The 22043-nt window shown below is 58.9% G+C and carries 15 protein-coding genes and 6 pseudogenes; 10 read left to right on the top strand and 11 right to left on the bottom strand.

Annotated features, from left to right (window positions below):
• The 4 genes and pseudogenes from NKI35_RS28735 to NKI35_RS28720 form a co-directional block, all read left to right on the top strand.
• Positions 1–418: type 2 periplasmic-binding domain-containing protein (locus NKI35_RS28735; RefSeq protein ID WP_502897186.1), on the top strand; the 418-nt coding region annotated here is incomplete at its 5' end.
• A 148-nt stretch (positions 419–566) separates the two neighbouring features.
• Complete coding sequence (locus NKI35_RS28730) at positions 567–2069, top strand: amidase (RefSeq protein ID WP_352742167.1); 1503 nt, start codon at positions 567–569, stop codon at positions 2067–2069.
• 94 nt (positions 2070–2163) lie between these two features.
• Positions 2164–2409: pseudogene (locus NKI35_RS28725) on the top strand (acetyl-CoA C-acetyltransferase); the annotation flags it as partial.
• A 219-nt stretch (positions 2410–2628) separates the two neighbouring features.
• Positions 2629–3809, top strand: a pseudogene (locus NKI35_RS28720) (transposase); the annotation flags it as partial.
• A gap of 366 nt (positions 3810–4175) precedes the next feature.
• Here the strand turns inward: NKI35_RS28720 and NKI35_RS28715 are convergent.
• Positions 4176–4367: pseudogene (locus NKI35_RS28715) on the bottom strand (ATP-binding protein); the annotation flags it as partial.
• Positions 4368–4681: 314 nt separating this feature from the next.
• Positions 4682–4828: a hypothetical protein gene (locus NKI35_RS28710; RefSeq protein WP_352742166.1), complete on the bottom strand. Its 147-nt coding sequence runs from the start codon at positions 4826–4828 to the stop codon at positions 4682–4684.
• 236 nt (positions 4829–5064) lie between these two features.
• On the opposite strand from NKI35_RS28710, the gene NKI35_RS28705 reads away from it, so the two are divergent.
• The gene (locus NKI35_RS28705) at positions 5065–5262 is read left to right on the top strand and encodes a hypothetical protein (protein ID WP_352742164.1); all 198 of its coding nucleotides are present in this window, start codon (positions 5065–5067) and stop codon (positions 5260–5262) included.
• A 399-nt stretch (positions 5263–5661) separates the two neighbouring features.
• Here the strand turns inward: NKI35_RS28705 and NKI35_RS28700 are convergent, their stop codons facing one another.
• Both NKI35_RS28700 and NKI35_RS31420 read right to left on the bottom strand, forming a co-directional pair.
• The gene (locus NKI35_RS28700) at positions 5662–7290 is read right to left on the bottom strand and encodes a serine hydrolase domain-containing protein (protein ID WP_352742162.1); all 1629 of its coding nucleotides are present in this window, start codon (positions 7288–7290) and stop codon (positions 5662–5664) included.
• 402 nt (positions 7291–7692) lie between these two features.
• Positions 7693–8245, bottom strand: a pseudogene (locus NKI35_RS31420) (M20/M25/M40 family metallo-hydrolase); the annotation flags it as partial.
• On the opposite strand from NKI35_RS31420, the pseudogene NKI35_RS28695 reads away from it, so the two are divergent.
• A pseudogene (locus tag NKI35_RS28695) lies at positions 8243–8670 on the top strand (integrase core domain-containing protein); the annotation flags it as partial. The pseudogenes NKI35_RS31420 and NKI35_RS28695 sit on opposite strands and share 3 nt — an antisense overlap.
• A 1155-nt stretch (positions 8671–9825) precedes the next feature.
• Here NKI35_RS28695 and ehuA read toward each other — a convergent pair.
• The 4 genes from ehuA to ehuB all read right to left on the bottom strand — a co-directional run bounded on the left by ehuA (position 9826) and on the right by ehuB (position 12949).
• Positions 9826–10602: an ectoine/hydroxyectoine ABC transporter ATP-binding protein EhuA gene (ehuA, locus tag NKI35_RS28690; protein ID WP_352742170.1), complete on the bottom strand. Its 777-nt coding sequence runs from the start codon at positions 10600–10602 to the stop codon at positions 9826–9828.
• Between the two features lie 106 nt (positions 10603–10708).
• On the bottom strand, positions 10709–11377 hold the full coding sequence (gene ehuD, locus NKI35_RS28685) for an ectoine/hydroxyectoine ABC transporter permease subunit EhuD (RefSeq protein ID WP_352742160.1): 669 nt from the start codon (positions 11375–11377) through the stop codon (positions 10709–10711).
• Positions 11374–12045, bottom strand: coding sequence for an ectoine/hydroxyectoine ABC transporter permease subunit EhuC (ehuC, locus tag NKI35_RS28680; protein ID WP_352742157.1), 672 nt, complete (start codon positions 12043–12045; stop codon positions 11374–11376). The genes ehuD and ehuC overlap by 4 nt, the downstream gene beginning before the upstream one ends.
• An 82-nt stretch (positions 12046–12127) precedes the next feature.
• Positions 12128–12949 carry an ectoine/hydroxyectoine ABC transporter substrate-binding protein EhuB gene (ehuB, locus tag NKI35_RS28675; RefSeq protein ID WP_352742156.1) on the bottom strand — a complete coding sequence of 274 codons (822 nt, stop codon included), beginning with the start codon at positions 12947–12949 and terminating at the stop codon, positions 12128–12130.
• Between the two features lie 411 nt (positions 12950–13360).
• Between ehuB and NKI35_RS31415 the strand changes: the two are divergent.
• Positions 13361–13984, top strand: a pseudogene (locus NKI35_RS31415) (leucine zipper domain-containing protein); the annotation flags it as partial.
• Between the two features lie 210 nt (positions 13985–14194).
• Here NKI35_RS31415 and NKI35_RS28660 read toward each other — a convergent pair.
• Both NKI35_RS28660 and NKI35_RS28655 read right to left on the bottom strand, forming a co-directional pair.
• On the bottom strand, positions 14195–15340 hold the full coding sequence (locus NKI35_RS28660; RefSeq protein ID WP_352742150.1) for a M20 family metallopeptidase: 1146 nt from the start codon (positions 15338–15340) through the stop codon (positions 14195–14197).
• Between the two features lie 31 nt (positions 15341–15371).
• Positions 15372–16562: an aminotransferase class V-fold PLP-dependent enzyme gene (locus NKI35_RS28655; protein WP_352742148.1), complete on the bottom strand. Its 1191-nt coding sequence runs from the start codon at positions 16560–16562 to the stop codon at positions 15372–15374.
• A gap of 268 nt (positions 16563–16830) precedes the next feature.
• Between NKI35_RS28655 and NKI35_RS28650 the strand changes: the two genes are divergently transcribed.
• Positions 16831–17295 carry an Lrp/AsnC family transcriptional regulator gene (locus tag NKI35_RS28650; RefSeq protein ID WP_352742168.1) on the top strand — a complete coding sequence of 155 codons (465 nt, stop codon included), beginning with the start codon at positions 16831–16833 and terminating at the stop codon, positions 17293–17295.
• A gap of 302 nt (positions 17296–17597) precedes the next feature.
• On the opposite strand, the gene NKI35_RS28645 is transcribed toward NKI35_RS28650, so the two are convergent.
• A complete protein-coding gene (locus NKI35_RS28645; RefSeq protein ID WP_352742146.1) occupies positions 17598–18491 on the bottom strand; it encodes a transposase in 894 nt (297 codons plus the stop codon).
• A 1128-nt stretch (positions 18492–19619) separates the two neighbouring features.
• Here NKI35_RS28645 and NKI35_RS28640 point away from each other — a divergent pair.
• Entirely contained in the window at positions 19620–20768 is a 1149-nt protein-coding gene (locus tag NKI35_RS28640) for a M24 family metallopeptidase (RefSeq protein WP_352742144.1), read from the top strand.
• A gap of 9 nt (positions 20769–20777) precedes the next feature.
• Positions 20778–22034, top strand: coding sequence for a sarcosine oxidase subunit beta family protein (locus tag NKI35_RS28635; protein WP_352742142.1), 1257 nt, complete (start codon positions 20778–20780; stop codon positions 22032–22034).
• The last annotated feature ends 9 nt before the right edge of the window (positions 22035–22043 follow it).

Raw genomic sequence — 22043 nt, 5'->3', positions numbered from 1 at the left:
CCGCGACAAGGGCGTCACAGCGGTCACCGGCTCTGGATGGGCTGCAGTGAAGACCGCTCAGAAGATCGGCATCCCCGATGACAAGCTCTTGCAGGTCGCCGGCGGAGCAGCGGAGGTCGCCCAGGCCGTAAAGTCGCGACGCGCAGACGCCGCCCTTGGCACCGGATCCTTCTCGTTTCAAGTATTTGTCGAGCGCGATAACCTCGAGCTCGCCGATCCCTTTACCCCATCCGTTGGAATGACCGGTGAGGCTATTGCTTTTCTGCCCGACCAGCAGGCGGAGGTCGATGCCTTCAATACAGCGCTAAAAAACTATCTCGGCTCCGATGAGATGATGAAAGCGGTCGGTAAATTCGACTACACACGGGCGAATTTGCCGCCAAAGAGTTTGACGACCGCCGGGCTGTGCAAGGGCTGAGACGGCAGAACCGCTGCCTTCTATTCCATTATCCGGTCGAGCCAAGACCGAGCCTGAGGTACGAAGAGAGATTTGACGGCGGCCCGGCACAATCCTCCTCCCTTTCAGGAACAGGACAAAGGTTTGTTTATGCCCATGGGAACGGACGGTGCTGAATTTTATCGCTGGACAGCAATGCTCAGTGGATCGGACTGACGTAAAAAGGTTGTTTGTAGTGAAACTCTCTGAATACGTGGCATACGATGCGACCGGCCTGGCAGAGCTGGTGGATGCGGGGGAGATAACTTCTTCAGAACTAACGCGATGCGCCCGGCAGGCCTTCGACGAAGTAAACCCTCGCATCAACGCCGTTATCGAGTTCTACGAAGATGCCCAAACGGTAGCCGGCGCGGCCTCCGGCCCGTTCAACGGTGTGCCATTCCTGCGCAAGGATCTTGGGGCCAGCGAAGCGGGGCGCCTGCAGGAAAGAGGAAGCCGTCTATTCAAAGACTATCGTCCCGAGACCGACAGCTTCTTTTTTCGTCGCGCGCGAAACGCCGGCCTCCGCACCATTGGAAGGACAACTACACCTGAGTTTGGGCGTTCCGGAGCGACCGAGAGCATCCTCAATGGCATCACCCGAAATCCTTGGGATTTGGAACGCTCAGCTTCTGGTTCCTCCGGGGGAGCGGCGGCGGCAGTGGCCGCTGGGATTACCCCCATTTCACACGGCACCGATGGCGGCGGGTCAATTAGGGGGCCTGCAGCTTGGTGTGGGCTTGTGGGGCTCTCACCGTCTCGTGGCCGCGTCTCTGGCGGCCCGGACCAGCAGGATAAAAGTCTTGGGTTGATAAGAGACTTCGTTCTCTGCCGTTCGGTGCGCGACATGGCGGCCGCGCTTGACGTCTTTTCCGGTTCGCACCCGGGAGACCCATTCATCATCGTCCAGCCGCATCGTCCATATGTAGATGAGCTTTTGCAGCCCACTGGCACTTTGCGCGTTGGGCTTGCCAGGACGAAGTGGGACAAGCTCGAACTTGAACCGGAAGTTCTGCAAGCCCTCGATTCAATCGCGTCACTGCTGGAAGAGATGGGGCACAAAGTGGAGGAGATCGATGCTCCGTTTCAGTTTGAAGCGTTTATGAAAGCAATGTTTGGATGTTACGGCTTTGGAGCTACCTCGCTTGCAGCCCAGGCCAAAGCGATGGGCCGAACTATAAATTCAGACACATTAGAGCCTGTAAACCTAAAATTCTTTCAACACAGTCGAGATAATCCTTTGTCGACGTTCGAAGAGGTAGACGAAGCCCTCCGGCAGATGAGGTTCCAGGTAGGCGAGGCGGTTCAGGCTTTCGATATCTTAGTGACGCCCGCGAGGCCGACAGTGGCGCAACCGCTCAACACTCTCTGCAAGTTGAGCGATCCAACAATCTCCATGGAGGAATACACCGTAGGGAATCATTCGGGGTACGGGCATATGTCAATATGGAACGTTACTGGGCACCCCGCTGTCTCCCTGCCCTTAGCGCAGAGTGGTCAAGGACTACCAATTGGGGTTCAGATCGTCGGCCGTTTTGGTGACGAGGCGACTTTGGTCCGTATCGCACGAGATTTGGAGGAAGCTAGACCATGGTGCCATCGGCAGCCCAAGCTTCGAGCCGGCAACCGTTGACCACCTTCGGAAGTCTCGGGGCTGCTACTGGGCTGGCCGCTCGAGCCATCACAGGGTGAAGGTATGTGGCGGTGTCCGCCGCCGTTGATCCGACATCGTAGGCATCGGCCCGATGCCGGCCTCCAAGCGGGTACTGGAGAAAGCCAGTTGGTCGGTCAAGGACTTCGATCTCGTCGGCATTCGCCGTTAACCAAAGGCATGGCCTCGGATTCTTCCATCGTCAACGTCAATGGGGGCGCCATCGCCATCGGCCATCCGATCGGCGCCTCCGGTGCTCTTCAACACGTTGGTCTACGAAATGCGCCGCCGCGTCGCCAAGAAAGGTCTTACCAAGCTGTGAATCGGCGGCGGCATTGATGTTGTGATGTGCGTGGAACGGATGTAGCGGAACGGAGCTGAACTGGGTGCGGCTCAGTTCCGGCTCCATCAGTTAGGGCTCTATCATGGGTCGCCTAACGGTCCTTTTCCCGGACGAGGTGGCGTAGCGTCCTTCGCGGGCATGGATGCGAGTTTGTGAGGCGCGCGTGATTTTCCCGGCGCCATCGGCCGTTGACACGTTGATACGCGCTGGCAATTGTTGACGATGAGCCCAGCGACGATTGATCGCGTTCTCAAGGACATTAAGGCGAGTGCCAGCGGGCCGCGGCGGCGGAAAGGATCAACGACGATCCGGCGTAGTGTTCCAGTTAGGACTTTCTCGGATTGGGATGACCCCGCACCCGGCTTTGTCGAGGCGGATCTTGTTTCTCATTCCGGCCCATACGCGAAGGGCGCCTTCTCGCAAACCCTGGTGTTGACTGATATCGCCACGGGCTGGACGGAATGCGCGCCGCTGCTGGTTCGCCAGCAAACGGTCCGATCACTGCGTTGGCCGAACTGCGCAAGTTTCTGCCGTTCCCGCTGCTGGGCTTCGACACCGGCAACGACAGCGTCTTCATGAACGAGAGCGTTCAGGAGTATTGCTTGCGTGATAATATCGAACTCACCCGTTGCCGCCCCTACCGGAAGAATGACCAGGCATTTGGCGAGCAGAAGAATGGCGCGGTCGTGCGTAAGATCGTTGGATATCGACGCTTCGAGGGACTGCAAGCCACACGGGAGCTAGCCAAGCTTTATTTCTCGATGCGGTCGTTCATCAATTTCTTTCAGTCAGCATTTAAGTTGAAAGAAAAGCATCGTGACGGAGCCAGGGTGGTCAAGCGGTATCGTCGTCCCGCCACGCCCTATCAGCGGCTGCTTGACGATGCACGCACGCCGGAGGATACGCGCCTTCGCCTCAAGGCGATGTACCTGACGCTCGATCCGGTTCGGCTGCTGCGCGACATACGCCTGGCACAAGAGAGGTTGGCCGACATCGCCGACAAGCCGGACGGCTCGGCTGCCGCCGACGGCGAGGCATTGCCGCTCGAAGACTTTCTGTCCGGGCGGATTGCGTGGCGTGGTGGGGAGGTGAACCCGACCGCCCGCCCCAAGCCGGCGGTCAAGCGAGAGCGGCGCAGACCCGATCCTCTCCTTGCTGTCACGGCCGAGCTTGAGGAATGGTTCGAGGCAGAGCCTTGGCGAACGTCACGAGAGTTGCTTGAACGCTTGCAGGTCAAATATCACCGCGTGTATCCCGACGGCCTCATTCGAACCGCGCAGCGTCGAATGAAGATCTGGCGCAGTACGCAAGCCAATGCGTTGGTGTTCGGGCCATTCGCCGATGCCGCGCGGACGGAAATTGTAAAGGTCGCGCAGTGAGATCATCCCCGAGCAACACAGGATCGGCAGAGGCTAAATCTCGGGAACAATCAGTGAGGCAATCGTGAACATTCGAGTGAGGCAACGGCATTGTTCTTTGGGAACACTCTTGGGTGAGGCAATACGACCTCTCTCCCCGATTGTCGCGCTAAAGAAACGCGCTGGGAAGGTGGAATTTTTAGATCCAAAATCCGGGCACCCCCGGGGGCTTCCGTACTGACCGGTGGATAGTCTATTCTGGGACCCCTCCCCTGCGCAATTAATTCGACTCGTGATCGACGTCGAACGAGACAGCGATGGGGCAGCTTTTGCCGTCGGGCCAGCTGTCAAGCATGACCCCTTGGGCGAAACGAAGAACTGGCCCCCTCATTGTTTTGCAGTTTCGTTGGTCTCGAGCGTCGTTTCGGCCTTCTGCAATAGGCCGGAACGACGCTTTTCGCGGAGCCGGTAGCTGTCACCGCGGATGGTGATCACTGTCGAGTGGTGAAGCAGGCGATCAAGGATCGCGGTTGCCACCACGGGATCGCCAAACACGCTGCCCCATTCGCCCACCGATTGGAGGTGGCGGCGCCTCAACAAAGTCACAGGAGGCAAGGCAGTGAGACACCATTCCCCAGGATTTAGTACGGTCGAACTTTGCACAACTTCTGCCGCAACATGGGGATTGCAACGATTTACCAGACGGCATTCCGATCAAAATCGGACGCGATTCGAGAATTAACCGGACGATTCCGACTAAATACCGGATAGTTTTGAAGCCTGGATAGTGCCTTTGGGTCAGCAACCTGGGGATGCATTTTCTCGACGTAGAGGAGAGACGCATGCCGAAGAGAAGAAGGCTGACCATGAGACAATTGAGACAACTGCTTCGCCTAAACGCGGACTGCATAAGCGCTCGCGACATTGGCACCATGCTTGGGATTGCCTGCAGTACGGTGCAGGACAACATAGAGCCAGCGACTGCCGCCGGCCTTTCCCGGCCGTTGCCGGCGGAGCTGACGGACGATGTTCTCGAACATCGGCTCTTCTCCCGTCAGGGCGTCAAACAAGGGATACGCGCCGACGCACCGAGCCTGACTGGGGGGCGCTGGCCGTCGAACTGAAGAAGCCGGGCGTGACGCTGTCGGTCCTGTAGGAGGAGTATCGGGCGGTTCATCCTGAAGGCTACGCGTACAGCCGGTTTTGTGATCTCTTTAGAGGCTTCGAGCGGCGGCTGTCGCCAACGAAGCGCCAGGAGCATGTCGCCGGTGACAAAGTGTTCGTCGACTACTCCGGCAAGAAGCTGTCGATCGCGGACCGCAAGACCGGGGAGATCCGCGAGGTCGGGATCTTTCTCGGGGTGCTCGGCGCGTCGAGCTACACCTTCGCCGAGGCGACCTGGAGCCAGACCCTGCCGGACTGGATTGGCTCGCATGTGCGCATGTTCCGCTTTTTGGCGGCGTCCCGCGCCTAATTGTTCCCGACAATCTGAAGTCTGGCGTGAATCGGTCGAGCTTCTACGACCCCGAGATCAATCCCAGCATGATGGCTTCGCACTACGGTGTCGGCGTTCTGCCGGCGAGACCGAAGCGACCGAAGGATGAACAAGGTCGAATGTGGCATCCCTTTCGCGCAGAGCTGCATTCTCGGCCGGCTGCGTAACCAGACTTTCTTTTCCCTGGACGAAGCCAATTCGCTATCCGGAGGCTGTCGAGCGGATCAACACCCACGTCATTGAGCTGACTGGATCAGTGCCGTCGCGACCTGTTCGAGGCGATGGAACGTCCAGCGCTCGCGGTGCCCGCGACTCAGTGCTTCCCGCGTCAGACCCGTCGAGGACGTGCTCTCCGACCATGCCTGGTCCGTTCGGTCTTTAGTGGAGGCGTGGCAGCCTCAGGCCCATTATGCGGCCGCCATTGATCAGGATCGAATCTGGGAGCACCCGCACGACCCAGCGCCACGTCGGGGGTTCCGGCTCCGGCACCTTCGCCTCCGATGCCGGCTGAACCAGCAGCAGACCAGGCGCCACCGGGCGGAGCACCGCATCGAGTTGGGCGAAGGAAGAACGGATGCGAAGCCGAGCCGCATCTGCCTCGAGCATGATCTCGGCTTCTAGCGCTAGGGTGGGGTCGCCGTAGCGGCCAGCGGAGTTAGCGGGCACTGCCGGGGCCATATCGTCGAGACGACGATAGCGCCGCTTGCGACCGAGCCAGTCGCCATCGATATCACCATCCGGCCGCGGTATGAGGCGAAGCGAGCCTACGCTGCGCTGGAGTGACCGTTCGAACACTCCCGGCTCCACCTCCTCGATCTCATCGCCGCCGACCAAGGGAACACCGTTCTTGAAGGCAATTGCGAAGACGTCGTCCGTCGTCTCGTCGTGATAAAGACCTGTAGCGGCGGGAAAGCGTGCACCGGCTGCCGTGGAATGTGGAGGACCAGGCGGCAACCCGAGCACCGCGTCGACGATGCGCCGAGCCATGAGAAAGGGCGCGATTTCGTCGGTATTCGCAAGGATGAGAATGTCGAGGCCCAAATCGAGGAAGCGTTCTCCCTGCGACTTAGCTCCGGCCATCGTCCCACCATGGCCGATGCTGCGATAACCTCGATAGGTGCTCCTGTACAGGCCGAGCCCATAGGGGCTGGGACGGCCATTCACTTTAGCGCCCGATTGGGCCATCCGCGCCAACTCCGCCGCGCCTATGCTTGGATCGTTCAAGTTGGTCAGCCAGATCAGCATATCATCGAGCGTCGAGACGATGCCGCCATCTCCGTTCGCTTCGTAGCCAGACCAAAAGGCGCGGCGCCATCTACCGTCTGGCCCTCTGGTATGGTGGTCGGCAAGGTTGGGAAGAATTTCGTCATCATGCTTCATCAGCCGGGTATTGCGCATGCCGAGGGGACCGGTGATTCTGTCATGCAGAAGCTCGTTGTAACTGCGGCCCGAGACCTGCTCGATCACCTGTTGGAGCAGGAGGAAGCCGGTATTCGAGTAGCTTAGATCATCGCCGGCCGGGAAATTCACCGCAGCATGCTCGCGCAACATCCGGAGCTGCAGCGCGACCGGCGTCGGCGACAGTGGCGATTGGCCAACCAACGCCATGATCTCGAAGTAATCACGCAGGCCCGAAACGTTGGCGGCTAGGTGCTGCAAAGTTACTGTGCGCGGGAATTCTGGCAGCCAGGGCAGGTGTCGCCGTACGTCATCCTGAAGCGACAACTTACCCTCAGTCTCCAGCATCATGGCCAGCAGCACCGTGAACTGCTTGGTCTGCGAACCGATGCGTATAACGCTTTGCCTCGACAGCGGAATGCCATGCGGCAAATGGGCCAAGCCGTAGTAACCACGATGGATCTCGCGCCCGTCGCGCCGCACCGCCACTACGGCGCCGGGGCAGTCGGCCTTAGCCCAAGGGGCAAACAACGCATCGATACGAACGGAAAGATCTGCGCTCGAATTGGAGTTGTCCTCAAGTGTCGATAGTTGGTCTTCAGTCATCATGTTCCTCAGCAAATTATTCGCGTCAGGTCCCCTTTCACGAATGGGGAACGTAGCACCACTGGCCGCGCCGCGAATTTAGCAGCGTCTATTGGCCGATATGCGCCGATCAACCTCTGTCGACGCAGGAAATCGGCGTATCTTCGCGGCGTACGCTCAGGATAAGATGAGTGCAGGGAATGCGGGAACTCTCGCTTTGCCTTGGTCAACGGGCGGCGGACTCGGCGCGACATGCACGTAGTTTTTCTGAGTGGTTTGGTTTGCCGGATGTTGCTGACGATCAACGATCGAGACGCTGATCAGCCACACGGCAGGTCCGGCATTGGTATGCTGTGGTCACCGCAGCGTCGCCCCGATCTCGACTCCGATACCAGGTCGTACAAACGCTATGGATACCGCGATCAGTCACGGGGCGAGCCTTGGCTCTACAAGTCGGGTCCAGAAGGATGTCCCATACAAGATGGCATCGCCGTTGAAGTCGTAAGCTGGATGATGCAGTCCGGCACTGTCGCCCTTTTCCGCAAAGTATATAAGTGCCCGGACGGGCCTCTAGCATGTAGCCAAAGTCCTCCGCTGCCATAATCGGCTTGGTCGTTTGAACATTGCCTTCCCGACCAAGTCGTTTGCGACGGTTAGTGCAATTTCCGTCTGATCGGCATGGTTGAACGTAACGGGAGCCCCGCCTATGAACGACAGTCCAATCTGAGCACCGGTCATCTGAGACACCCCACCGACGATTTCGCGCAAGCGCGTCCTAATTAGTTCATGTACTTCAGACGAAAGTGAGCGGATCGTTCCGGGTATCACGCCCGGTGTGGAGCCAGCATGAAATTCGGAGATTGAGATTCCTGCTGGTTCTAGGGGATCTACATTCCGCGCCACAATTTGCTCGAGCGCTGTAATCAGTTGGGCACCGACAGGAACCAGGATCGATGCAGTCGTGGGGCGCGGATGCATGCGGGCGGAGGACGTCACCAACACGCTGACGATGGCGCTTGAAGCGTCCGGCTGCGATAGCGCGAAGGTGATGCAAAGGCCGCGGCTACTCTCCGACACCCGTGCTACGTCGCCGGCCTGGCCGATTGGCTCTCAGATCAAAACATGGAGCACACCCGTGGCGCGCCCAGCCACAGACCCAGGGCAAGACGAGCGCTGGCATCAGACGCTGAATAACCGCGTCCTGTTCGAGAACTATTTCCTGCGGGGCGATCTCGAAGCCCAGATCGCCGCCTTCGTCGAGAACTACAATCAGCGACGCTACCACGAGAGCCTCGACAGTCTCACCCCCGCCGACGTCTACCTCCGACGCGGCCAAACATCCTGTTGCAACGAGAAAGGATCAAGCGAAAGACCATCGAAAAGCGGCGCTTGCAGCGCCGCAGGCCGCAAAATGAGAACCGAGATGGGCCAGAGCCTGCGCTAAATCAGCCGATCGTGTCCCGCAGTGTGGTGTAGCTGGCGGCATTAGTCGCCGTGCTCTCGCGCTCGTGAGCGGCTTCGCTACCGCCGAGCTACACCACCTGATGGGACACGACCAATCAGCCCGCCATCTGTCTCAAAATCCCTGACGAAAAACGAACGGCAAGGTCGAGCGGCCGGCTGACACCTCTGCGAGCATTTCTTCTTGGCCCGACCTTTCCGCAACCTCGAGGACGCAGCGGCCACAGTGGTCGGCGCTCCCCGGCGTAGGCTTCGTTCACGACAGGCTCAAGCGACGCGTCAGGCGGGAGGGCGTGGTCAAAGTCCGGGGTAATTTCTGCATCGTGGCCGATGCCACCACGCGTCGCAGCGCCACGTCCAGTCCGGCGATCGCAACGCTATGCCAGCTCACGGCGGCAACGGCCGAAGTCCGAGGAGAACTCCGACGACTCGATCGTCCAGCGCCTATTGGCCTTCGTGGCCAGTGCCCTCGACACCACCGTGTCGGCGATCGCATCCGCTAGGATCTCGTCGGTCTTAAGATGCCCAGAGCACTCGAAGCATCGGAGGCTCACCTCATCGACGAGAGGGACTCGCCGGGAATCAGAGCTTATGTCCACGGCGGGTCGATGTGCCACTCGCCCGACGGCCTGGTCAGGTGACGGTCTGCGGCACCATCTTCAAGAGCCAGGTCGGCGCTGGGCGAGCAGATCTACAAGGCAAATTGGTGACAGAAGCGTATTCATCACAAGGTCAACGTTGCGCTCGCGGTGAGGATCGGGCGGCTGGTAGGCGAATTAATAGGAGCAACCCACTTGACGTTACCCATGTAACACCAAGTACTGCGAGCACGGGCAAGGCGATAACGATGCGGTGACGACGCGTCCCGTACCTCAGCGCAGTCTGAAGCAGCAACTCACTCGTAGTTTTGCACACTGTACTCGTCTCGCGATCCGAACGCCCTCCAGACCATAGCGTCGCCGGTTGCGTACGACGGCTCTTCCTGTGCAAGTTCCAGGCGCTCACAGCCTTCCTGATCAGAGCGTTCTATTGCTTCGCCTCAGCCGAGACACCTTAAAAATTTTACGGCTACACTTCCCCTTTCGACGCCGCCGCTCGCTACTTGGCCTCGAGCACGGCACTGAGGAACTGACGCGTCCGTTCGTTCTGCGGGTTGCCCAAGAGCTGGTCGGGCGGGCCCTGCTCGACGATCTTGCCGCCGTAAAAAAAACAGACGCGGTCGGAGAATTCCTTAGCGAAGCCCATTTGGTGCGTGACCATCAGCATCGTCAGATCGTACTCGGCGCCGAGTTTGCGAATGACGTTGAGCACCTCGCCGACCAGCTCTGGATCAAGCGCCGAGGTCACCTCGTCGAACAACATAACCTTGGGCCGCATAGCGAGCGCACGGGCAATCGCGACGCGCTGCTTCTGCCCGCCGGAAAGTTGGATCGGGAAGTGATTCTTTTTGTCGCCCAGCCCCACCATGTCGAGCAGTTCAGCGGCTCGGGCCTCAGCCTCTCGTTTGGAGAGCCCAAGCACGGACACCGGTGCCTCCATGCAGTTCTGCAGCGCCGTCAAGTGCGGGAACAGATTGAAGTGCTGAAAGACCATTCCGATCTTGCCACGCACGCGCCTGAGATGTTGCTCGCTTGCCGGCACCATCTGGCCTTTCTTCTCCATGTGCGTGAGCGGTTCGCCGTCGACCCAGATCACCCCTCCGTTGATGCGTTCCAGCGTCATCAACATGCGCAGCACGGTGGTCTTGCCCGAGCCCGAAGGACCGATGATGGATACTTTCTCGTTGCGGGCGATTTCGAGATTGAGTTCGTCCAGCACCGTCAGCGCACCGTAGCGCTTGCTGACATTCTCGAAACGGACCATGGGGTTGCTCATGACTTTTCCGTTGCACGCGAGGTCGATATTGTCCAGAGCTGTCGGCGCCTGATAGCGTTTTGCAGCGTTCTCGAAGGGGATCATGCGTTCGTTCATGAGGGAGCTCTTATTCCAGATGGTATCGGCGGTTAAGCCAAACGCTCACCGACTGCACGATCGCCGATGCGACCAATGTGAAGACTAGGTAGAAGAAGCCGGCCATGGTAATAGCCTCGATGTAGCGATAGTTGTTTCCTCCAAAAATCTTAGCTTGCTGCAGCATCTCCAGGATCGCAATGGCCGCCAGAATTGGCGTTGACTTGAACATGCCGATGAAGTAGTTGCCCAATGCTGGCACAACCGGTGGAATTGCCTGCGGCAGGATGATCGCGCTCCATGTGCGACGCCGCGAAAGGTTGAGCGCAGTGCAGGCTTCCCACTGGCCTTCATCCACTGCCAGAATGCCGGCACGATACACCTCCGAGCAATAAGCTGCGTAGTGAAGGCCGAGCGCGCCGATTCCGCAGATCCAGGCGGGGATGACGACGCCGAACTGGGGACCAACGAAATAGACGAAGAACACCTGCAGCAGCAGGGGCGTGGAGCGGATGAATTCTACGATCTCCGCCATGGATCGGGACACGTAGCGGTTGGGAGACTGGCGGATCAGCGCGAAGACGAGGCCAAGCACCAGCGCGATCGCGAAGCCGAGCAGCGTGGCCTGAACCGTGACGATGGCGCCGTGATAGAGATACGGCATCGCCTCCCAGACATAAGACCAATCCCAGATGCTCACGCCAGCACCTCCCGCACGAAGCCGCGCGAGAAGCGGCGCTCCAGCAAGCGCACGAAGGGCGTGATGAATGCGCGCGCGATGACATAGTAGCCGAACAGTGCCACCGCGAAAAACAGCAGGTAGTTGCCGGTGGCGTCGGCTGCAATCTTGGCGGCGGCGGTGAACTCGGTGATGGTGATGAAGAAGACGAGTGAGGTACCCTTGAGCAACTCGATCAGCAGATTGCCCCAAGGCGGTAGCATCGCCCGGAGGGCCTGAGGCAGTACGATGCGGCGCATCATAGTGAGCCGCGGGAAGTTTAACGCGGTGCTCGCTTCATATTGGCCGCGATCGATGCTCTGGATGGCACCCCGCACCACTTCGGCGCCGTAGCCGGAGATGCACAATCCGATCCCGAAGATGGCGACGGTCCACGACGAGAGGGTAATGCCGAAGATCGGCAGCACGAAGAACCACCAGTAGAGCTGCACGAGCTGCGACGTTCCGCGGAAGAATTCGATATAAGCGATCCCCAACCAGCGTAGCGGCCAAAGGGTGGAGACCCGGATCAGGCCGACGATCAGGCCGAAGACGATCGCCACCAGAGATGCCGCGATTGTTACGACTATGGTGACCAGGATGCCGTTGGCCAGCGCCGCCACGCCGAAACCGAGCGCAAATTCGTTCATGTTCGCCTTTCCCGCTGGGCGCCCGCCAAGCCCGTCTGAGCCGGGAGGGCGTGTTAGTTCGTGGACGGCTGTTCACGCCGTCTTACTCCTGACAGAGCGCGGCGGTCGCGGTGCCGTCCGGCAACATCGTTTTATCGTATCCATATTTCTCAACCGAGGCCATCATTTCATCGGAGCCGAGATAGTCCTTCATCGCGGTCTTGAAGGCGTCGACAGTAGCTTGTTCGGTGAGCGGAAAGGCGAGAGCGCTATAGCTGGGCTTGCGCGGCGCGGTGAACGGATCGGCGAGCTCGAGGCTGTCCTCCTTCTCGATAACTCTCTTCATACTCAAGTAGTTGCCGCTCCCAGCATCAGCGCGGCCGACCTTGACAGCCTGCGCGATCGCCACATCGTCAGCGACTTGCATGAGCTTATCGTCGGGAATGCCAACTTCTTTCGCAGCCGTCACTGCTGTGTAGCCGGCACCGGTAACGAAGGTCGCGCCCTTGTCGCGCACGTCATCGTAGGAGTGCAGTCCTTTCGGGTTGCCCTTCGGCACGATCAGAACATCATTGAGTTTGAGGATCGGATCGCTGAACAGCACGTTGCGGCAGCGCTCGGGTATGATGTACATGCCGCCGGTTATGATGTCGAAGCGGCCGGCCTGCATGCCCGGAATGAGCGCGCCCCATTCGGTGACGATCGACTCGACTTTTGTCGTGCCCAGCTTCTTCAGAATATCGAGCGCCATCGCATTGACGAAACCAAGCGGCTCGTTGTTCTCGCCGGGATAGGCCCACGGTGGCTGGTTCGAGAACCCGATCCGGATCGTCTCTCCGCTCTTGATCTTGTCGAGCAGCGACTGCGCAGAGGCTGAACCGGCCATCGAGCCGATTGCCACCGCCGCAATGCCGACCGCGGCCAATCCCTTCAGGAATGCGCGCCTATAAAGACCAGTCCTGTTCTTGAGGTATTGCCGTTTATCCACGAAATTCCTCCTTCCTGTCTCGCCGCATGCGGCAGTTCTCGTGTCCAGCAGCTAACTACGCGCCTCGGCCGGGGCTTTCTCCGCACCCCATGCTGATGCCAACATCGCCTCAGGACCTGCTCGGAATATAGCATCTAAAGGACGCGCCTTTGTGCAGATTAGGCTGAAAGGCGCAGGGAATCTGCGTTAACTCGGTATTTACGCAGATCGGATGATTTGCTGCATGGAGGCGCGACGTCAAAGCGTCGTTTGGATCGTCAGCTAGCGTGAGCTTTCAGTAGGTTGTCCATCCGATCCGGACCGGGAAAGCTGAGGTTGTCGAAGCTTCAGTGATTCCAGGGTGACCGGATGGACGTCCACAAGAATGCCCGGCGACGCCGCGCGGTCGAGAGCGAATTGTAAGGCAGGTTGATAGCGGGCAGACGCCGCAGGCAGTCACCGAAGCCGCAGGCGTCTGCCCGCGAACCGTCCGCAAATTGACCGATATCGCAGCGAAGGATCGGCGGGATTGCAGGACCGCTCTTCCCGACCTCGCCGGCTGCGCCGGCCGACGCCCTCGGGCGGTTATCGAGACGATCGAACGGCTGCGCCGCCAGCGCTGGACGGGCAAGCAGATCGCCGCCGAAAACCGGCGTCTCGCCGGCGACCATCAGTCGTGTTCTGCGCCGGTTGGGTTTGAACAAGTTCTGCGCTTGGAACTGGAACCCGTGCGTCGCTATGAGTGCGAGCATCCCGGCGAGCTCATCATCTCGATATCAAGAAGCTCGGCCGGATTGGTTCCGTCGAGCACCGCATCACCGGGCAACATCCCGGCGCGGTCACCGCCACCACGGCATCGGCTGGGAGTTCGTTCATGTCTGCATCGAAGATGCCTCGCGCGTCGCTTTCGTTCAGGTCATGCCCGGCCAGCGCAAGGAGAGCGCCGTCGCCTTCCTCGAGGCCGCCGTCGCTCATTACGCCCGCCTCGGCGTAGTCTGCGACGTCGTCTAGCGAGCCTTGAGTCCAATCGAGGAATAACCGGACAATCAAGAGATCGGCTTTTTGGAGACAGATATCAGGTGAGGCTTGCCTTGTAGGCCCGCGAGCAACGTCGGTAGGTCTACAGTTGACTCCCGACGATGCAGCGCGTGGACGCCCGCTGCATCGTCGACGCAGAAGCCTGGCCACCACTCCGAGCCCCGCCTAATAGTTTAGCATGATTTTCTGATATATCTCGACTGCTTTTGTCAACTGATCTATTTCCACGAACTCGTTATTCGTATGAGCTTGGTTAATACTTCCTGGACCGATAACGACGCAAGGAATCCCAACCAAAGATAGCTGACTTGCGTCCGTACCATAGGGTACCCCTATATATTTCCCGGTTCCCGCTACATCAGCACAGGCCGTTGCTGCCACTGCCGCAATCTTGCTCGATTCAGCGCTGTCCGGAGCCGGGTCTTCCAACGCGGGTAGCAAAGACCGAACCTTGATCTTATCTGCGCCTTCGCGGAAAGATTCCAGTATGTTTTCCACCTCCTGTATGGCTTTCTGCGGCGGCTCTCCCGGTATAAGGCGTCGATCAATCCAAATACGACACACCGGCGGTACTGTGGTAAGTTCAATACCTCCTTCGATAAGACTGACTGTGAGAGTCGGAGCGCCAACCAGTGGGTGCGCCTGCGATGTCAGGGTCCGGTTGAGGTCGTCGAGGGCTGATACGATCTTGGCCATCCCCGTAATTGCATTGACGCCGAGGTGAGGCTTTGAGGTATGCGCCGGCACGCCTTCAACTTCGACCTGCCAGCGGACCGACCCCTTGTGTGCGACAACAAGCTCCAAGTCAGTTGGTTCGCCGACGACTGCGGCATCATAGGACACCCCTGAACGAGCAATCGCGCGAGCGCCAATCTTGCGAAATTCTTCGTCGATGCTCGCCGCAACGACCACCGTGGATTTAGGTTTCCGTTCCCCAAGGGTACTAAGCGCGGTCAGCATAGCTGCAAGGGAACCTTTAGTATCGCAGCTACCTCGACCATAGATTCGCCCTTCCCTTTGCTCTCCCGAGAACGGATCTGACTCCCACTTATCAATGGGTACCGTGTCCATATGAGCGATGAAAAGGATACGTCTGTCAGGGTTCTCCCCAGGAACCCAAGTCAAGAAGTTGGAGCGTCCGTCCGCCACCGCTTGAAATTCGAATGGCAGGTTTCGTTCCACGCAAAAACGCTCCAGGAATTCAGCAACCTTTTGTTCCCCACTTCCTGTGGATGATAGCGATGGGTTGATGCTCTCGATTCTTACAAGCTCCTGAAGGAGCGCTACAGTTTGTGTGGTGGCGAATGACATGCAGTCTCCTGTCTGCTGTATTGGATTGCGACTATTTCAGCCATAGCTTGGCCAGATCGACAACGTGATCGACCTCATCAGCGGTGTTGTACAAATGCAGGGAAAAACGGAGCATGCCTCTGCGTGTCGAGACGACCACCTGGTTACTTTGCAAGTGAGCGTGAAGCGATTGAATGCGCTGGTCGAGCGCGCGCGAGTCGTTGAGCCCGTCCACATCCCCAATTGCGATGATACTTCCAGTGTGACTCCCCGGAGATCCCCCGCAGACGGGCAGCCCGAGGTCCAGCAGGCCAGAGGCAAGTCGCTTTGCCAGGGACGTCACGCTCCGCTCGATCTCCTGGGTCCCGACTTCGAGCAATTGGCCCATCGATACGTAAGCGGCTAACATGCCTGGGAAATTGTAGTGGCCAATGTCAAAACGACGTGCACCGTCGTGCAATTTTACAGAATCGAATATCGGAGCAGATTCCGGCGCGCTTCCAAGATCAACGCTGAAACGGGCAAGGTAGGCCGGGTTCAATCGATCGGCCCATTCCTGACGACAATACAAAAATCCGGATCCATAAAGACCCATTAAGCCCTTTACGGTCGAAACCGCCAAACCATCTAGGCCAAGCCGGACAACATCGGTGTGGAGTATTCCGACAGATTGCGTTCCATCTGCCAGAAGAAAAGCCCCAAGACGCTTGCAGGCTTCTGCGATGGGGGCCACCACGGTTCGAAATCCTGGCACCATTGTTACGGTCGCCAGCGCGACGATGCGTGTACGAGAGTCCATCGCTTTCACGATGGCTTCAGTCGGAATCGAGCCGTTATCCGGCTCTACTAGCCGCAGCTCAACGCCGTGCCTCGTCCGGATTTGAAGCCAGGGCAAGATGTTATTCGCATGTTCTATTTTCGGACATAGGATCACATTGTCCCCGGGCCTCCAATCCATCGCATTAGCGATTATGTTGATGCCTTCCGATGCGTTCTTTGTGATCGCAATTTCATCTTTGTTAGCGCCAACCAGTTGTGCGAATCTCGCCCGAGTACGCTCTACATGCTTCAGCATGGCTTCTTCGTCATTTCGACCTTGAAGCCGATTATCTAAATGCGGCTCTATAGACGCCAATGTTGCTTTTGAGATGAGGCCTTGGTTAGCAACATCCATATAGATTGCGTTTTTCGTGGCCGGAAATTCTTGCCGGAGAATGTCCGAAGGAAGCGGATTGATCTGCATAATGGTCACTTTGGTTATGTGGGTAGCGGTAGAGTGGGCGCTTCTACCTGGCGCTCCAGTGAGGGGCAAAGCAGCGTCTATTCGCGGCAAGGGCCCCAGTCGCGGGAGCCGTTTCTTCGAAGAGAGCGTTGCATGGGCAGGATCCGTGACGTCAAGGTCGATCGGTGAAGTCCTCATTTTATCCTTTGATGATTGAGGGAGTCAGGCTAATATCCACTTGCTCGCGCAGCTTTCCTGCGCAAAGGAGGATGTTTTGCAGGATGAGGGAATGGAACTTGATCGAATTGATCGGAAACTTCTGATCGCCGTGCAGCGCAACAACCGACTGACGACTGAAGAGTTGGGTGAACTTGCGGGGCTTTCGGCCACCGCGTGTCAGCGGCGGTTGAAGCGGCTTCGAGACGCAGGCGTGATTGAGGCCGATGTTGCAGTAGTCTCGCCAACAGCCGTTGGTCGCCCGATGATGATGCTGACCTTTATCGGCCTCGAGCGCGATCGCTCAGATATTATTGACCGTTTTAAGCAGGCGATCCGGCGCACTCCTGAGATCATGAGCGCTTACTATGTGACAGGTGAAGCCGATTTCGTTCTGGCGATTTCTGTGCGTGACATGGTGGAGTATGAGGCATTTACTCGCCGCTTTTTTTTCGAACATCCCGATATAAAGGGGTTCAAGACCATGGTCGTGATGGACAGAATCAAGGCAACTTTAGCATTGCCAATTGATGAATAGCGTCTGCTTAAGCCCCCCTCATATGAGGCACATCGTGTCAATGGTAGTGGTGACGGCCTAGTCACTTTCGAACGTAGTCGGGATCGGCCTCGCGGCGAATTGCGGAACAAGTCCACATCACCTCACATCCGGTCGGCTCGGGTGGAGCCTGCACCCATATCCCGCATGCACGGGCAAGTTTGGCGAGGCCGGGAAGGATGGGACCCATCTTTTTGACGGCGTTAAAAGCCCTGGGGGGCGCCGGTCCACATCCATCCCGCTTCGTCGCAAGTGACGTTGGCCGCCCTCGCGTCGAACTTTCGTCAGGCCTTGGTCATGGCGCCCTCCGACAGCAGGCCCTGGGTCAGATACCGCCACAAGGCGATTATCAGCTTGCGCGCCAAGGCGACGATCATGATGCGGCGGATGCGTCCTTTGCCGGCGCCGACGCGCTCATGAAACCAGCGCGCGAGACCGCTATCGGGCTGATGGCGCAGCCACAGCCAGCCAAGTTCAATGGCGGATCGTCGCGCTCGCGGATTGCCCGATCTCTGGATGCCTTGATCGCGGCTGACCGCGCCGCTGCTCCAAGGCCTGGATGCAAGACCGAGATAACCGGCGACCTCACGCCGGTTCTGGAAATCGCGGAAGAACACCTCGTTCATCATTACGCTTGCGATCGTCAGGCCGATACCACGCAGATGACTCAGTTGGACAATCCCGGGAACTGTGGTCTCGGCGGCCTGACGCTGTTCAGCCTCGACCTCCATGATCATCTCGATCACTTGCCACAAGCGGCGGCACTCGCGCTTGATCTCGTTCTTCAGGCAGGGCGGCAGATCCCGCCCGTCGGCCGTGCACAGCGTCTCCAGCTGCTCACGCCAGTCCCGTCTGGCTGGCTTGAAGTCGCGGATGAGCCCCTTGACCCGGCTCGAATGCTGGCCGCGTTCGTTGACGAGCCGAGCCCGTTCCCGGCTGCGACGGCGATCGTTCTCCTGCTCGAAACTCGGCACGCGCACGACCCGGCAGACCCTCGGCTCGCCACGTTCCAGCGCCATCAGCGTGCGCAGCAGCGCCGCCGCACCGAGGCGGTCCGTCTTGGCGCGGCGTGACCGGCGGTCGACCAGGATGCTGGCCGCGTCCAGAACCTGATTGTCGATGCCGCGGTCGCACAGGAACGATGCAGCCAGAAACCGTCGTAGCCGGCCTCGTAGCACGATATTACCCGAACTGGACGCGTCAAAGGGGCCTGCACCTGTTCGCGCCGGTGTTCAATGAGAGCCATAAGCCCTTCGGTGTCACCTCCTTGCAGGCGATGCAGGCTGATCTTGTCGACCGCCGGCAAGTGCAGGGCCACAAGCCAGGTCGACTTACTCAATTCCAGGGCCATGAAAATTGTGACAGTCTTCTCGTCGACGGGCGGCAGAGCAACGGATGAGAGATTCATGAGACGTCTCCAAGGTTAGGATGTCGGACCCCGAAACCTTACCTGAGTTCCGCCGCCCGTCGCCTCATGGGATCTTTTGAGCGATCGGTGACGCTGGTGGTGCAAAGTTGCTCAAAGCAACTGAAGCGACGGTAGAGGATTGATCGTCGCGCGCTCCGCAGCAGTCTTGCCTCTGCACACCAAGATCCGTTGGTCTCGCGGATACCCGGTCCCGGGAGCACGAGCTGCCTCCTTTTCCGCTTTACCCATGCTCGCGGAGATCACGGGGCAAGCGGTTATTGTGTTGCGCCTGGTGCCGGCACATTTCTCGGTGATTTGCTCGTCGCCGCGCCCGTGGGCGTTGCCATAATGCGAATTGAGGATCACAACGCCGCTTTCCTGCGCTCAAAGCGGTCCATTTCGTGTAAATCGGCCTTTTTCCATTGATACTTTCACGAAGCGGGTAAGGCAGCCCTCCCGCAATGATGCGTGCGAGGTGTTACTGAGGAAACAATGATCGCGGAAAAACGCGTCTCGGATGGCAGTATTGCAGCGCCGTATTTTGCGGCCGAATGCAGTGAGCTCAACGAAGAGTGTCTTTGCTCGGCAGCTCGGCAGGCCTTCAGATCGATTGTGGGTGAACGTCGACTATAAACCGCGGTTCGGTGGGGCGAATCATCGTGCTTATCGCAATCTTAGCCGGCTCGATCGAGTAGATGATGAGATTAGACGTAAGGCATTGAGCGCAACAACCCGGTCGGCAATCAGCAAGATCATCGGTCGATCCAAGATATCGGCGGCAAACGCCGGTGTGTGGCATGCAAACTGATCGTTACTGAGTAACCATGGCTCGCAAGAAACTGCGGCAAGCGAAAGACCCGGCCCGCAACGCAGCCGGAAGCAAGCACGAGGATACCTGATGGACCGCAATCCCTTTTCCGAAGCCGAAATAGCCGGGCGCCTTGCCAGGGTCCGCACCCTACTGGGGGAGCGTAATCTGGACGCGGCGGTCTTCGCTTCTCCAGAAAACGTCTTTTATCTCACGGGTCTAGACCATTGGGGATACTTTACTCCACATTTGCTTGTCGTAGCGCAGGAAGGTCAACCTGTTCTGGTCACCCGTGCCAATGAGAGATGGACGATCGAGAACCGGGTGAAGGCAGCGGCGTTCCGCAGCCACTCAGACAGCCAGACGGCCGCTGATGTTGCCGCTCTGGTGCTGGCGGATATGGGGTTGTCCGGTAAGCAAATCGGCCTTGAATACTGGACGGCTGGTCTCAGTCATGGGCTTGCGGTAGCACTTCAGTCGCAGACTGACGCCAAATGGAGCGACGTTTCTGGTCTGGTCGACAAGATGCGGCGAGTGAAAAGCGCCGAGGAGCAAGCCTTGATGCGGCGGGCCGCCAAGGTGACGGACGCCGCCGCCGGGGCCGCGATTGCGGCAATCTCGGACGGCGCCTCCGAACAGGAGGTCGCTGCCGATTGCATGTCAGCGATGATACGCGCCGGAGGGCATGTTCCAGGCTTTGGACCTTTCATCCGTCCAGGCGCGCGTCTGCGCGAAACGCATGCGACCTGGGGCGATGGCGTCTATCGGAAAGGTGAACCCGTCCTCATTGAGCTATCCGGCTGCGTCTCGCGCTACCATGCGCCGCTCGGGCGGCTCGTTCACATTGGCGACATCAAGGGCGTGGACATAGCGATGGCGGAGGTGAACGCCAAAGCGTTCGATGCTGTTGTCAAGGCTCTGCGTCCAGGTGCAATAGCACGCGAGGTTTTCGCGGCCTGGCGAGCTGTCGTCGACGATGCCGGCCTTTCTCATTACTACCGGCACCACTGCGGGTATATGATCGGGGTCGGTCAGCCTCCGTCATGGACCGGCGGCAATTCGGTGATCGGGCTCAGACCCGATTCCGATATCGTCATCGAGACGGGCATGAGCTTTCACATACTCTCCTGGCTCATGGGGACCGGGCGCGGAGACGATTTCGTTTCCAACACGGTTCTCTTGGGTGATGGCGGCGCTGAGTTGCTCACCCTCACGCCTGCCGGCCCGATTGTACGATAGGAACGCACCATGGCGCGCTATTCGGCATTTTCGATTTTCCGCAACGCGTTGTCAGGTCAGAAAAACTGGCAGCGCGCTTGGCGAGCGGCAGAGCCCAAGCCGTCCTACGACGTTATAATCGTCGGCGGCGGAGGCCACGGCCTGGCTACCGCCTTCTATCTCGCCGAAAACCACGGCATTCGCAACGTCGCGGTTCTCGAAAAAGGCTATATCGGGGGCGGAAATGTCGGCCGCAACACTACCGTCATTCGTTCTAATTACCTGCTAAACGGCAACACCCAGTTCTACGAATTCTCGATGAAGCTATGGGAGGGTATGTCGCGGGCGCTGAATTTCAACGTCATGTTCTCGCAGCGCGGCCAACTCGTCACTGCGCATTCGGCCGACCAACTAGGTGCCTTCAGCCACCGCGCCAACATCATGCGGCTGAACGGCATCGACTCCGATATCCTCGACCGTGACGAAGTTCAGCGCATGTTGCCCTATCTCGATTATTCGGATACGGCGCGCTTTCCAATTTATGGGGCGATCTTCCAGGGCCGCGCTGGCACGGCTCGCCACGATGCCGTCGCCTGGGGCTATGCGCGTGCCGCCGATAGCCATGGCGTCGACATCATCCAGAACTGCGAGGTGACCGGCTTTGTCGGTAACGGTGACAGGATCGTTGGTGTCGAAACGACGAAAGGCCGCATTGGCGCCGGTAAGGTCGGCCTAGCGGTTGCTGGCCATACCTCCGTGCTCGGAGCCAAAGCCGGCTTGGAACTGCCGATTGAAAGTCACGTGCTGCAAGCCTTCGTTACCGAACCTCTGAAACCCTTGGTGGACCACGTCGTCGCCTACGGCGCAGGTCATTACTACCTCAGCCAGTCGGACAAAGGCGGATTGGTCTTGGGCGGTGATATCGACGGCTACAACACCTATGCCCAGCGCGGCAATCTCGCCGTCATCCGCGAAACGATGGAGGCGGCAATCGCTCTGATGCCGTGCGTCTCGCGCCTGCGCATAGTGCGCCACTGGGGCGGCGTCATGGACATGACGCCCGACGCCAGTCCGATCATCTGCCCGACGGCCATCGACGGCCTCTATCTCAACGGTGGTTGGTGCTATGGAGGGTTCAAAGCGACGCCTGCTTCCGGCTGGTGCTTTGCGCATACTATTGCGAACGGCAAGCCGCATCCGCTCGTCGTCCCGTACAGCTTGGACCGGTTTCGCGCTGGGCGAACCATCGACGAGGCCGGAATCGGCCCGTTCGCTTGGATGCATTAGGAGGCCATT

Source organism: Mesorhizobium sp. M0676 (assembly GCF_040320535.1).
In the GTDB taxonomy this organism is placed as follows: Bacteria; Pseudomonadota; Alphaproteobacteria; order Rhizobiales; family Rhizobiaceae; genus Mesorhizobium.
Note: the sequence above shows the minus strand (reverse complement) of the source record. Positions and strands in the feature narration are given on the sequence as shown.

What these genes read in the sequence shown, in the direction of transcription:
- ehuC (WP_352742157.1), bottom strand. Translation starts at nt 12,045, where the DNA reads ATGAACGAATTTGCGCTCGGTTTCGGCGTGGCGGCGCTGGCCAACGGC.
- NKI35_RS28660 (WP_352742150.1), bottom strand. Translation starts at nt 15,340, where the DNA reads ATGTCATTCGCCACCACACAAACTGTAGCGCTCCTTCAGGAGCTTGTA.
- NKI35_RS28640 (WP_352742144.1), top strand. Translation starts at nt 19,620, where the DNA reads ATGGACCGCAATCCCTTTTCCGAAGCCGAAATAGCCGGGCGCCTTGCC.
- NKI35_RS28700 (WP_352742162.1), bottom strand. Translation starts at nt 7,290, where the DNA reads ATGATGACTGAAGACCAACTATCGACACTTGAGGACAACTCCAATTCG.
- NKI35_RS28710 (WP_352742166.1), bottom strand. Translation starts at nt 4,828, where the DNA reads ATGTTCGAGAACATCGTCCGTCAGCTCCGCCGGCAACGGCCGGGAAAG.
- ehuA (WP_352742170.1), bottom strand. Translation starts at nt 10,602, where the DNA reads ATGAGCAACCCCATGGTCCGTTTCGAGAATGTCAGCAAGCGCTACGGT.
- NKI35_RS28655 (WP_352742148.1), bottom strand. Translation starts at nt 16,562, where the DNA reads ATGCAGATCAATCCGCTTCCTTCGGACATTCTCCGGCAAGAATTTCCG.
- NKI35_RS28635 (WP_352742142.1), top strand. Translation starts at nt 20,778, where the DNA reads ATGGCGCGCTATTCGGCATTTTCGATTTTCCGCAACGCGTTGTCAGGT.
- NKI35_RS28650 (WP_352742168.1), top strand. Translation starts at nt 16,831, where the DNA reads ATGGAACTTGATCGAATTGATCGGAAACTTCTGATCGCCGTGCAGCGC.